Genomic DNA, 12,235 nt, shown 5'->3' with positions numbered 1-12,235 from the left:
GAATTATCAACCCAGGCGATGAGGGACAATCCAGGCCATGAGCATGAAGAAAACCGACCTCGACCGCCTCGCCGGCCTGAAACTTGATACCCAGATGCGAGGTGCGCCTGTTCCCGGCCGCTTTGGTCAGGGTGCAGCCCAGCTGCCGGACCGCAAGGAGCAGCGCCGCCTCGACAGCGCCGCCGGACTGGTGCCCTTCGCCTGCAAGCTGCCTGCTGAGCTGACCCAGACCCTGCGCGACAAGGCCGCCAGCCATGAGGGCGGCATCAACGCCCTGGTGGCCGAGTTGCTGCGCAAGGGCTTGCAGTAATCACGGGCGGTACTGCGGATGCGGCTTAGTCCGCACTGCGGTGTCACGCTTTGTTGCACGCCTCTCGCACAGCCCATTCGCCCTGCGTGGCATGATGGGCGCCTGATTTTTTGTCCGCACCCCCATCCTCAGGGTGCATTCAGCCGAGTCTCCACCATGAAACTTCTCGCCCTCTCTCTCGCCCTGGCCCTGGCTTTGCCCGCATCGTTCCAGGCCGTGGCGCAATCCAATGTCACGACCAATCCGAACGCCAAGGTCGACCCGAAGAACAACAAGGTCGGCAAGCCGGTGGTCGAAAAGCCCAAGCAAAAAGTCATGAGCCGCGACGAGTTGCGCGCCTGCATGGCCTTGTATGAGGCCAATACCAAGGAAGCCCAGTCCATCAAGGAAGGCCAGCAGGCCTACAAGGACCAGAGCGTGGCGCTGAAGAAGGAAAAAGAAGAATTGAACGAGGCTGACAAGGCCTACACGGCCGAAGTGGCCGAGTTCAAGGCCGAGCGCGAAGGCATCTTGAAGATGAACGACGAGATCAAGGCTGCCGCGCCCAAGATGACGAAGGACGAGCTCGAAGCCAAGCGCAAGGAATACGAAGCCCGCGCCGCCAAGTTTGACGCCGCTGCCGCGCCAGTGATCGAGAAAGGCAAGGCGCTGGAAGCTCGCCGCAAGGCTTTCTCTGACAAGGTGGACCCCTTCAACGCCAGCTTCAAGACCCTGGAAGAGCGCACCGAAGCCCACCTTGACAAGATCGACGACTGGAAGGCTGAGTGCGGCAACAAGGCCTACGACGAGGCCGACGAAGCCGCCATCAAGAAGGAACGCGCTGCTGCCGCCGCTACGGCACCGAAGTAAGCGAGTGAGCTTCTTTCCGGTCCAATGACCCGAATGGGCGCCAGGCTATGCAGCTGGCGCCTTTTTGCATTTGGGCAGCCTTTTCATTCACGCCATTCAGCCATCACGCCATGAGCCCCAACCCCGCCTCCAATCCCTTGCTGCAAGACTGGGCCGCCCCGCTGGGCTTGCCGGACTTTGCGCAAATCCAAGCCCAGCATTTCGCCCCGGCGTTTGAGATCGCACTGGCCCAGCACCGGGCCGAAGTCGACGCCATCGCGGCGCAGCCCGAAGCGCCCAGCTTTGCCAATACTTTGGCGAGCTTTGACCGCAGCGGCCGTTTGCTGACCCGGCTTGAGCATTTGTTCGGCACCCTGGCGGCCTCTGCCACCTCGCCAGAACTGCAGGCCGCCCAGCGTGCTCTGGCTGCACCGCTGGCCGCGCATAGCAGCTGGACCTATATGCACGCCGGCCTGTTCGCGCGCGTCGCCGCCATCTTTCGCGAGCGCCAGAGCCTCGGCTTGTCCGCCCAGGAATTGCGCTTGCTGGAGCGTGTGCACCTTGACTTCGTGCGCGCCGGCGCCCAGCTGGGTGCTGCTGAACAGCGCCGTTATGCCGAGGTGATGGGCCGCCTGGCCGAGCTCAATACGCAGTTCGGCCAGAACGTCTTGGCGGATGAAACCAGCTACCAGCTGGTGCTGGACGGCGAGGCCGATCTGGCCGGCCTGCCGGACTTTGTGCGTCAGGCTGCGGCGCAGGCGGCGGCAGAGCGTGGGATTGCGGGCAAGGGCGGCGTGGGTGGCGCGCATGTGATTACTTTGTCGCGCTCTCTGATCGTGCCCTTCCTGACCTTCAGCGAGCGGCGCGATTTGCGCCAGCAAGCCTGGGAAGCCTGGGTGAGCCGTGGCGAGCATGCCGGCGCCAGCGATAACCGCGTCATCGCGCAAGAAATCTTGACCCTGCGCAATGAGCAAGCGCGCCTGCATGGCCATGCCTGCTATGCCGACTACGCCCTGGCCGACACCATGGCCGGCAGCCGCCAAGCGGTGCTTGGCCTGCTGGATCAGGTGTGGGAGCCCGCCAAGGCTGCCTGCGCGCTGGAGCAAGAAGCCCTGGAAGCGATGATGCAAAGCCTGGGTCATGCCTTGCCCTTGCAAGCCTGGGATTGGCGCTTCTACGCCGAGAAGGTGCGCAAGGCCAAGTACGACTTGGACGAGGCCGAGGTCAAGCCCTACTTCCCGCTGGATGCGATGGTGCAGGCCTTGTTTGACTGCGCCGGCCGCTTGTTCGGCCTGAGCTTTGTGGACCAGCCGGGCATCAAAGCCTATCACCCCGATGTGAAGGTCTACGAGGTGCGCGGCGCCGACGGCCAGGCGCGCGGCCTCTTCGTGCAAGACAACTTCGCGCGCAGCATCAAGCGCAGCGGCGCTTGGATGAATGCCTTGCGCTGGCAAGCCCGCAACGGCCTGGATTGCCTGCCCATCATTCTCAACAACAACAACTTCGCCAAGGGCGCGGCGGGCGAGCCCACGCTGCTGAGCTTTGACGATGCCCGCACCTTGTTCCATGAGTTCGGCCACGGCCTGCACGGCTTGCTGTCTGACGTCGAGTTCGAGCGGCTTTCCGGCACCCAGGTCTTGCGCGATTTTGTCGAGCTGCCCTCGCAGATGTTCGAGCACTGGATGGCTGAGCCCGAGGTGCTGAAAAAGCATGCGCGGCACTACAAGACCGGTGCGCCGATTCCTGAAGAACTGCTGGCCAAGCTCAAGGCGGCGGCGCTGTTCAACCAGGGCTATGAAACGGTGCGCTACACCGCCAGCGCCTTGGTCGACCTGGCGGCGCATTCGCTCACCGATGCTCAGGGCCCCGAGGTTGTGGCTTTCGAGGCGCAAACCTTGGCCGCCTACGGTTTGCCCGCAGCGGTGGGCCTGAACCACCGGCTGACGCATTTCCAACATTTGTTCTCGGGCAGTTCTTACGCCGCCGGTTACTACGTCTATATGTGGGCCGAGGTGCTGGAGATGGATGCCTACCAGGCTTTTGTGGAAGCAGGGAACATCTTCGACCCGGTCGTGGCGCAGCGCCTGCTGGAGACCATCTACTCCAGCGGCAACAGCCGCGAACCCGGCGAGGCCTTCCGGGCTTTCCGCGGCCGCGATCCGCAAGTGGCGCCGATGCTCAAGGGCCGGGGCCTGTTGCAGAACTAAAAACCTCAAGAGGGAAGGGCGGGTGCGATGAGCACAGTGAGCAAATTTGCCTTGGTGACAGGCGCCGGTTCGGGCATTGGCCGGGCCGTGGCTTTGGCGCTGATGCAGGCGGGCTACCGCGTGGCCCTGGTGGGGCGGCGCGAGGCGGCTTTGCGCGAAACGGCGGCCTTGGGCGCCCAGCCGGATCAGGCTCTGGTGCTGGCGGCGGACATCAGCCAGCCGGCGGCCGTGGCGGCGGTGTTTGAGCAGGTCGGGGCGCAGTTCGGTCGTCTCGATCTGCTCTTTAACAACGCCGGCCTGTCGGCGCCAGCGGTGCCGATTGACGAGCTCAGTTTCGAGCAGTGGCAGGCGGTGATCGACGTCAATTTGAGCGGCAGCTTTCTATGCGCTCAGGCGGCCTTCAAGCTGATGAAGGCGCAACTGCCGCGTGGCGGCCGCATCATCAATAACGGCTCGGTCTCGGCGCAGGCGCCGCGGCCCAACTCCGCCCCCTACACGGCCAGCAAACATGCCATCACCGGCCTGACCAAGTCGCTGGCATTGGACGGCCGCGCCTTCGATATCGCTTGTGGTCAGATCGACATCGGCAACGCCTTGACCGAAATGGCTGTGCCGATGACGCGCGGCGTGCGCCAGGCCAATGGCCAGATTGCCGTCGAGCCGACCATGGATGTGGCTCACGCTGTCAGCGCCGTGCTGTACATGGCCAGCCTGCCGCTGAGTGCCAATGTGCAGCAGATGACCGTGATGGCCAGCCATATGCCCTTGGTGGGCCGGGGTTGAAATTGGCGGTGCAGCCCTCAATTGATGAGTTTTGGGGCCTGCAAGAGGGCGAAAGGGGTAGAGCGAGATGATTTCTTCAGTGCTGAGTTTGTTGACGCGATTGGTCCTGGGTGTGGCCACCGCGGTGCTGGTACTCGCCTTTTTCGCGCTGGCCTTGTTCACGCTCTTGGGGGTGGTGATCTGGAGCCTGCTGCGCGGGCGCAAGCCGGTCATTGATGTCTCTGGCCTGAAGCGCGCCGGGCAATTCCGTGCCGGGCGCGGCCCGATGTCTGCGCGGCGCGAGCCGGTGGGCGAGGTGGTTGATGTTGAGGCCCGCGAAGTGCCCACGCCGGGATCGCGCCTGAACTGAATTGAATTGAACTGAACTGAGTTCGCCAGCGCGAGCTGGCTAGAGCCCTGGCGGCACATCGATCGGGATGATCGGTGTGCCGCCTTTTTTCTTTGGGCAACTTGGCGGCAGAGCGGCTCAGGCGATGCAGGGCCGGCGCTGCAGGCGATCGTCATCGTGACGGGCGTGTTTTATTCAGGCGCGGCAGCGCAAGTGCTTGATCCAGCCGAGGGTCAGGTCTCGCTGCCGCAGGCCCGCGAATTTCTTGCAGCGGTGACGCAAGCCGCATGCCCTGTGCCCGGTACCTCAATCTTGATCGGCCACCGCGACCAAGGGCCATGTTCGCTCTCCGGTCCCGCACTCCCCCCACTTTGCGCGGACGCAAATCGCTTTGGGTTTGCTCGGACTCAAATCACGCTTGTTCGGCTTCTAAGTTAGGTGTTGTGGCTCATTGCCCCGAGGCCTAACCTAGCAGCCATTTTTAAGGCAGGCCACAAGCCTGCACTCAAGGCCCAAGGGGGCCTTGGCTAACCGGGAGTATTTGATGAGTCATGGAGTGCGGATTGTTGAAATGAAGGCGCTGCTGGTCAGCGCAGAGTTCAATGCGCAATCGGCCGTTGGCCGGGCAGTGCGCGCCCTGGGTGCGGCCCTGGCCGAGCGTGACATCACGGTGCTGGAGGCCAGCACGGTCGAAGATGCGCAGGCCTTGATCCATTCGGACCCCGGCATTCAATGCGTTTTGCTGAGCTGGTCCATGGGTTCCGAAGACGATAGCCATGCGGGCGCCACCCAAACCCTGAACCTGATCCGCTCGCGCAATACCAATGTGCCGGTGATGATGATGGCGGGCAGCGGCGGCGCCCAGCTATCCGCTGAAGTGATGCGTCAGGTGGACGAGCTGATTTGGTTCCTGGAAGACACCACGGCCTTCATCGCCGGCCGGGTGTTTGCCGCCATCAAGCGTTACCGCGATGCGATTGCGCCACCGTTCACCCGCGCTTTGATCGACTTCGCCAGCAAGTACGAATACTCCTGGCACACCCCGGGCCACGCGGGTGGCACGGCGTTTTTGAAGTCGCCGGTCGGTGCCGCGTTCCACGACTATTTCGGCGAGAACCTGCTGCGCTCGGACTTGTCGATCTCGGTGGGCGAGTTGGGCTCCCTGCTCGATCACAGCGGCCCCATTGGTGAGAGCGAAAAATACTGCGCCAAGATCTTTGGCGGCGACCGCGCTTACAGCGTCACCAACGGCTCATCCATGTCCAACCGGGTCATCATGATGGCCTCGGTCACGCGTGGTGACTACGCCTTGTGCGACCGCAATGCCCACAAGTCCACCGAGCAGGCGCTGACCATGACCGGCGTGGTGCCCACCTATCTGGTGCCCTCGCGCAATCATCTGGGCATCATCGGCCCCATCCATGCCAAGACCCTCAGCGAGGCCGACGTGAAGGCGGCCATCGACGCCAACCCCCTGGCCAAGGACAAGGCCAAAAAGGCGGTGCATGCCATCGTCACCAATTCGACTTATGACGGCCTGATCTATCTGGTGCCGCGGGTGGTGGAGTTGCTGGACAAGAGCGTGGATCGCATCCACTTTGACGAAGCCTGGTATGGCTACGCCCGCTTCAACCCGCTCTACCGCGACCGCTTTGGCATGTATGGCGAAGCCAAGGACTATCCGCGCGACAAGCCCACCATCTTCACCACCACCTCGACCCACAAGTTGCTGGCTGCGATTTCGCAGTCCTCGCTGATCAATGTGCGTGACGGCCGCAACCCGGTGCCGCATGCGCGTTTCAACGAGTCGTACATGATGCATGCCTCGACCTCGCCGCTGTACGCCATCATCGCGTCCAACGAAGTGTCGGCGGCCATGATGACCGGCGTGGGCGGCGTGACGCTGACCCACGATTCGATTCAAGAAGCGGTCATCTTCCGCAAGGCCGTCTGGCGCATGCGCCGCGATGCCCAGACGCGCGGCGACTGGTTCTTCAGCACCTGGAATGCCGATGTCGTCACCGACCCGTCCAGCGGCAAGACCATGGCTTTCGAGGATGCGCCCACCGAGTTGCTGAGCACCGAGCCCAGCTGTTGGGTGCTGCAGCCGGGCCAGAGCTGGCACGGCTTTGCGGACATCGAGGCGGGCTATTGCATGCTGGACCCGATCAAGGTGTCCATCGTGGCGCCGGGCATCGCCGAGGACGGCTCTTTCGAGGCCAGCGGCATCCCGGCCATGTTGGTGACGGCCTTCCTCAGCCAGCGCGGCATTCAAGTCGAAAAGACTACCGACTTCACCATCCTCGTGCTGTTCTCCCTGGGCGTGACGCGCGGCAAGTTCGGCACCCTGGTCAATGCTTTGCTGCGCTTCAAGGAAGCCTACGACGCCAACACGCCGGTGGCCGAGGTGCTTTACGGCCACGGCGAGGCGGTGCCCGAGGCTTACAACGGGGTTGGCCTGAAGGACTTGGCTAACGCCATGTTTGAGCAGATGAAGAGCAGCAACATCCTGCGCCTGCAGGCCTTGGCCTTCTCCTCCCTGCCTGAGCCGGTGATGACGCCGGCCGACGCCTATTCCAAGCTGGTGCACAACGAGATCGAGGAGGTGGCGGTGGACGATCTGGCCGGCCGCGTGCTGGCCAATGCCATCGTGCCTTACCCGCCGGGCATTCCGATGTTGATGCCGGGTGAGTCGGCCGGCGCGGCGGATGGCCCCTTCATTGGCTATCTGCGTGGCCTGCAGAACTGGGGCGAACGCTTCCCCGGTTTTGGCCGTGACACCCACGGTGTCGAGGTCAAGGACGGGCGCTACTTTGTGCAATGCCTGAAGTGAATCCGGGCCGCTTGTGGTCGCACGCTGTGAAGCGTGCGGCGAAGCGATCTTTGACCTCTCATGCAGCTGCAAGCCTGGCTTGCAAGACCCAAAATCAAGGAGCCCGCAATGGCTGATTCCAGCAAGAAAATGTCCCTGATGGGGCTGACCACCATCGTCGCGGTCAATATGATGGGCTCGGGCATCATCATGTTGCCCGCCAATATGGCCCAACTCGGCGCGGTGTCGCTGCTGTCCTGGGTCATCACCGCCGTAGGCTCGATGGCAATTGCCTACAGCTTCGCCCAATGCGGTTTGTTCTGCGCCCGCTCGGGCGGTATGTCGGCGTATGCCGAAGAAGCGCATGGCAAGTCGGGCTTCTTCATGGCCTCCTTCTTGTACTACCTGTCGCTGGCCATCGGCAATGTGGCCATTGCCATCTCGGCGGTGGGCTACATCACACCCTTCATCCCTTGGCTGGGCACCGGCTCAACGCCGCTCTTCGTCGGCGTGGTGAGTTTGCTGTGGCTGACCACCGTGGCCAATTTTGGCGGCCCCAAGGTAACGGGCAAGATCGGCGCCATCACCGTGTGGGGCGTGATCATCCCGGTGGCCGGCCTCTCGGTGATCGGCTGGTTCTGGTTCAAGTCGTCGGTCTTTGCCGAGGCCTGGAACCCGCATGGCACGCCGCTGAGCGAGGCGATTGCATCCAGCATCCCGCTGACCTTGTGGGCTTTTCTGGGCATGGAGTCGGCCGCGGCCAACTCTGATGCGGTGGAGAATCCCAAGCGCAATGTGCCGCTGGCCTGCTTGTTCGGCACCGGCGGCGCGGCCGTGGTGTACATCCTGTCGACCACGGTGATTCAGGGCATTGTCCCGAATGCTGAGCTGGCTCAGTCCACCGCGCCCTTTGCCTTGGTCTACGCCACCATGTTCACGCCCATGGTGGGCAATGTGATTCTGTTCCTGGCGGTGGCGGCCTGTGTGGGCTCGCTGCTGGGTTGGCAGTTCACGCTGAGCCAAGTCTCCAAAGCCGCGGCGGAGCAGCGCATGTTCCCCGCCTTCTTCGCTCGCATCACCGCGGCGGAAGCGCCCATCGTGGGCATGGTGGTGGCTTGCGTGATCCAGACCTTGATGGCGGTGTCCACCATGTCGCCGGATGCTGCGGCGCAGTTCGGCAAGCTGGTGAATCTGGCGGCGGTGACTAATCTGGTGCCCTACGTGACCGCGCTGTCGGCCCTGATGATCATCATGCACAAGGCCAAGGTCAGCAGCGCGGTGTTCACCCGCAATGTGGTGGTGCTGATGGTGGCCATGCTGTACAGCTTCTACGCCCTTTATGCCTCGGGCAAGGACGCCGTCTTCGGCGGCATGATCGTGATGGCTGTTGGCTTCCTGATCTACGGCTTCATCGCCAACCGCTTCATCGAAGTCCTGCCCAAGGCGGGTGCAGCGAAAGCCTGAACAGCCTGAACAGCCTGAAAAGACCAAGGTCCGAGCGGCCTTCGCGCGCACCCATGCTGATCATGAAAGCGCGCGGCACCGCCACCTTCTCAACAAGAAAGAGGAATCCAATCATGGCAATTTACCCAAGCATTCAATGGGGCCTGCTGACGGCCGGCCTGCTGACCGGCCTGGTTCTGCCGCTGCAAGAGGCATCGGCGCAAACGCTGGAGCGCATCGCCAAGAGCGGCCAACTGACCCTGGGCTATATCGACGGCGTGGCTCCCATGTCCAGCCGCGGCGCCGATGGGCAACTGGCTGGCTACGGCGCCGACCTGTGCCAGGCGGTGGCCGACGCCGTCAAAGCCAAGCTGCCACAGCGCGCTGTGACGGTGCGTTATGTGCCCGTTGCCGCGGAAGATGCGGTCGACAAAGTGGCGAACGGCGGCGTTGATCTGCTGTGCACCGCCACGGCTGAAACCTTGAAGCGCCGCGAGCACGTGTCTTACTCCATCCCGGTGCTCAATGGCGGCATTGCGGTGCTGATTCGGCAGGATGCGAGCAAGCAGCTGCGCGATGTGGTCAATGGCCAGGCGCCGGTGACCGGGCCGGTCTGGCGCGCCACTGCCAATGGCGGCCGGGTCAAGCACACTTATGCGGTGCGTGAAGGCACTTTGGCCGAGGACTGGGCGCGCGCCAAGTCGCGCTTGCTGGGCGTGACGGTCAGCACCATCAAGGTCCAGGACGATGCCAAGGGCATTGCGCTGGTGCAGGCCAAGCAGGCCGATGCCTATTTCGGCGAGCGGGTGCTGCTGGAGCAGTATGTGGCGCGCAATCAGCTTGGCAAGGAGTTGCTGGTGGCCAAGCGGGTGCTCAATACCGAACTGCTGGGCCTGGCGATGGCACGCAATGACGACGACTTCCGCCTGCTGGTGGACCGCGCGCTGAGCCAGCTCTACCTCAGCAAGAGCTTCCCTGCGGTGTATGCGCGCTACTTCGGCGGCTGGGAAGAACCGACCAAGCTTGCTTTCGAAGGCTGGGTGCGGCCTTGATGGCCTGAAGTCTTTGGGCGCGGGCCAGGTTCAGCGCAAGCTGGCCCGCGCCAATCATTGGCCCCCACATCAGCGCTGAGCGGCACGGCAACATGCCTGCGCGGCCAGCTAGACAGTTTGAGGAGATCAACCGATGGCAAATTCAATTCCTTTTCGCTCCCGCGTGCTGTGCATTGACGACGATTTGGCCGGCCAGTCCACCACCGCCAGCCGGCGCATTCAGGCCATCTTGGCCGCGTTGCGCGAGCGCGGCGTTGAGGTCATCGAGGCCCTGTCCTATGCCGACGGTGCGGCGAATTTGCGCTCGGACGCGGCCATTCACTGCGTCTTGATCGACTGGTCCTTGGGCGCCAATGACGACGCCAGCCATGCCGCGGCCGCTGAGCTGCTGCAAGGCTTGCGCCGCCGCAATGCCAGCGTGCCGGTGTTCTTGCTGGCCGACCGCAAGTCCGCCGGTGGCCCGATGACGGTGACGGTGGCCAGCTTGGCCGATGAGTTCATCTGGACCCTGGAAGACAGTCCGCCCTTCATCGCCCGCCGCATCGAAGCAGCGGTGGAGCGCTACTTTGAGCAGTTGCTGCCGCCTTTTGCCCGCGCCCTGGTCAATTACAACCGGGATGCCGAGTACTCCTGGGCGGCACCCGGCCACCAGGGTGGCGTGGCCTTCAGCAAGTCGCCCATCGGCCAACTCTTTGTCGAAGCCTATGGCGAGACCCTGTTCCGCACCGATATGGGCATTGAGCGCGGCGCGCTGGGTTCGCTGCTCTCGCACACCGGGCCGATTGGCGCGAGCGAAAACTACGCGGCGGAGGTGTTCGGCAGCGATCGCAGCTACTCGGTGCTGAACGGTACCTCGGCCTCGAATCGCACCATCATGTCGGCTTGCATCGGCGAGCAGCAAATCGCGCTGTGCGACCGGAACTGTCACAAGTCGATTGAGCAAGGCCTGGCGCTGACCGGGGGCATTCCGGTCTTTCTGCAAGCGGGGCGCAATCGCTACGGTGTGATCGGCCCCATTCACCCCGATCAACTCCAGCCCGCCGCGATTGCGGCCAAGATCGCCGCCAATCCGCTGGCCGCCAAGGCGCCGCAGCAGCGCGCCGTCTACAGCGTGCTGACCAACTGCACCTATGACGGCATGTGTTACGACGCCAAGGGCGTCGAGGATCTGCTGAGCCAGAGCGTGGACCGCATCCATTTCGACGAGGCCTGGTTCGGCTACGCCCGCTTCAACCCCATGTATCGCGAGCGTTTTGCGATGCGGGGTGCGGCTAGCAGCCACCCGGACGATGGCCCGACGGTGTACGCCACCCACTCCACCCACAAGCTGCTGGCCGCGCTCTCGCAAACCTCCTTCATCCACGTGCGTGATGGCAAGGGCGCGGTCGACCATGGCCGTTTCAACGAGGCCTATGGGGCGCAGGCCTCGACTTCGCCGCTGTACGCCTTGATCGCCAGCAATGAGGTGGCGGCAGCCATGATGGCCGGCCCCTCGGGCGAGGCCTTGACGCAAGACGTGATCGACGAAGCCGTGGCCTGCCGTCAGGCCGTGGCCCAGGTGGCGCGTGAACTGGCGGCCAAAGATGAATGGTTCTTCACGCCCTGGAATGCGCCCGAGGTGACGGACCCCGCTACGGGAAATCGTTATGCCTTTGCCGACGCACCGGCCGAGCTGCTGGCGCACGAGCCCTCATGCTGGGTGTTGCACCCGGGTGAGCGCTGGCACGGTTTTGATGCCATTCCGGACGGCTGGTGCTTGCTCGACCCGATCAAGTTCGGCATCGTCGCCCCCGGCATGAATGAGGACGGCACCCTGGCCGAGAATGGCATTCCGGGCGATTTGGTAACGGCCTATATGTCGCAGCATGGCATCGTGCCCTCGCGCACCACGGCGCATATGGTGCTGTTCCTGTTCTCGATGGGCGTGACCAAGGGCAAATGGGGCACCTTGATCAACACCATGCTGGACTTCAAGCGCGACTACGACGCCAATGTGCCCTTGGCCAAGGCCTTGCCGCGCGTGCTGGCCGCAGCGCCTGAGCGTTATGCGGGCATGGGCGTGAAGGACCTGGGTGATGCCATGTGGGCCGAGATGCGCGCCAGCCGCATGGGCTATTGGGAGGCCGAGGCTTACGCACAGCTGCCGGTGCCGCACTGCACACCGCGCCTGGCCTTCCAGAAACTGATGACCGATGAGGTCGAGTTGCTGCCGCTGGATCAACTGGCCAACCGCGTCGTCACCGTGGGCGTGATTCCCTATCCACCCGGCATTCCCATCGTCATGCCGGGCGAGAACATCGGCCCGGCCGATGGTGCCTGGCTCAGCTATCTGCGCGTGCTGGCGCATTGGGCGGAGAGGTTCCCCGGCTTCGCCAAAGAGGTGGAGGGCGCCATCGAGAAGGACGGCACTTACTACGTCTATTGCCTCAAACAGGCTTGAGTGCAGCTGGCCTCCAGCCTAGAGCTACCTCG

At 63.5% G+C, this 12,235-nt stretch carries 9 protein-coding genes; all 9 read left to right on the top strand.

The annotated features are described in order from the left end of the window. The first annotated feature begins 37 nt into the window (after positions 1-37). The gene (locus AABB87_RS04490) at positions 38-310 is read left to right on the top strand and encodes a hypothetical protein (RefSeq protein WP_058720133.1); all 273 of its coding nucleotides are present in this window, start codon (positions 38-40) and stop codon (positions 308-310) included. A 156-nt stretch (positions 311-466) separates the two neighbouring features. After that, positions 467-1,159 carry a hypothetical protein gene (locus AABB87_RS04485; protein ID WP_341970118.1) on the top strand — a complete coding sequence of 231 codons (693 nt, stop codon included), beginning with the start codon at positions 467-469 and terminating at the stop codon, positions 1,157-1,159. A gap of 110 nt (positions 1,160-1,269) precedes the next feature. Then, positions 1,270-3,345, top strand: coding sequence for a M3 family metallopeptidase (locus AABB87_RS04480; RefSeq protein WP_341970115.1), 2,076 nt, complete (start codon positions 1,270-1,272; stop codon positions 3,343-3,345). A 27-nt stretch (positions 3,346-3,372) separates the two neighbouring features. Next, on the top strand, positions 3,373-4,128 hold the full coding sequence (locus AABB87_RS04475; protein WP_341970114.1) for an SDR family oxidoreductase: 756 nt from the start codon (positions 3,373-3,375) through the stop codon (positions 4,126-4,128). A gap of 67 nt (positions 4,129-4,195) precedes the next feature. Beyond that, positions 4,196-4,477 (top strand): hypothetical protein, encoded by a 282-nt coding sequence (locus AABB87_RS04470; protein ID WP_058720129.1) that lies wholly within the window; start codon positions 4,196-4,198, stop codon positions 4,475-4,477. 523 nt (positions 4,478-5,000) lie between these two features. Further along, positions 5,001-7,289, top strand: coding sequence for an Orn/Lys/Arg family decarboxylase (locus AABB87_RS04465; protein WP_341970111.1), 2,289 nt, complete (start codon positions 5,001-5,003; stop codon positions 7,287-7,289). A 108-nt stretch (positions 7,290-7,397) separates the two neighbouring features. Next, positions 7,398-8,732, top strand: coding sequence for a putrescine-ornithine antiporter (potE, locus tag AABB87_RS04460; RefSeq protein ID WP_341970109.1), 1,335 nt, complete (start codon positions 7,398-7,400; stop codon positions 8,730-8,732). A 113-nt stretch (positions 8,733-8,845) separates the two neighbouring features. Further along, the gene (locus AABB87_RS04455) at positions 8,846-9,763 is read left to right on the top strand and encodes an amino acid ABC transporter substrate-binding protein (protein ID WP_341970107.1); all 918 of its coding nucleotides are present in this window, start codon (positions 8,846-8,848) and stop codon (positions 9,761-9,763) included. A 133-nt stretch (positions 9,764-9,896) separates the two neighbouring features. Beyond that, entirely contained in the window at positions 9,897-12,203 is a 2,307-nt protein-coding gene (locus AABB87_RS04450) for an Orn/Lys/Arg family decarboxylase (protein WP_341970105.1), read from the top strand. Positions 12,204-12,235 lie beyond the last annotated feature (32 nt).

This window comes from Roseateles sp. PN1 (assembly GCF_038419725.1).
In the GTDB taxonomy this organism is placed as follows: Bacteria; Pseudomonadota; Gammaproteobacteria; order Burkholderiales; family Burkholderiaceae_C; genus Paucibacter_A.
The sequence above is the reverse complement of the archived record's forward strand: the minus strand, read 5'-3'. Positions and strand labels throughout refer to the sequence as shown.

Excerpts from the sequence above, each read along its gene's own strand:
- AABB87_RS04490 (WP_058720133.1), top strand. The coding sequence starts at position 38 with ATGAGCATGAAGAAAACCGACCTCGACCGCCTCGCCGGCCTGAAACTT.
- AABB87_RS04485 (WP_341970118.1), top strand. The coding sequence starts at position 467 with ATGAAACTTCTCGCCCTCTCTCTCGCCCTGGCCCTGGCTTTGCCCGCA.
- AABB87_RS04480 (WP_341970115.1), top strand. The coding sequence starts at position 1,270 with ATGAGCCCCAACCCCGCCTCCAATCCCTTGCTGCAAGACTGGGCCGCC.
- AABB87_RS04475 (WP_341970114.1), top strand. The coding sequence starts at position 3,373 with ATGAGCACAGTGAGCAAATTTGCCTTGGTGACAGGCGCCGGTTCGGGC.
- AABB87_RS04470 (WP_058720129.1), top strand. The coding sequence starts at position 4,196 with ATGATTTCTTCAGTGCTGAGTTTGTTGACGCGATTGGTCCTGGGTGTG.
- AABB87_RS04465 (WP_341970111.1), top strand. The coding sequence starts at position 5,001 with ATGAGTCATGGAGTGCGGATTGTTGAAATGAAGGCGCTGCTGGTCAGC.
- potE (WP_341970109.1), top strand. The coding sequence starts at position 7,398 with ATGGCTGATTCCAGCAAGAAAATGTCCCTGATGGGGCTGACCACCATC.
- AABB87_RS04455 (WP_341970107.1), top strand. The coding sequence starts at position 8,846 with ATGGCAATTTACCCAAGCATTCAATGGGGCCTGCTGACGGCCGGCCTG.
- AABB87_RS04450 (WP_341970105.1), top strand. The coding sequence starts at position 9,897 with ATGGCAAATTCAATTCCTTTTCGCTCCCGCGTGCTGTGCATTGACGAC.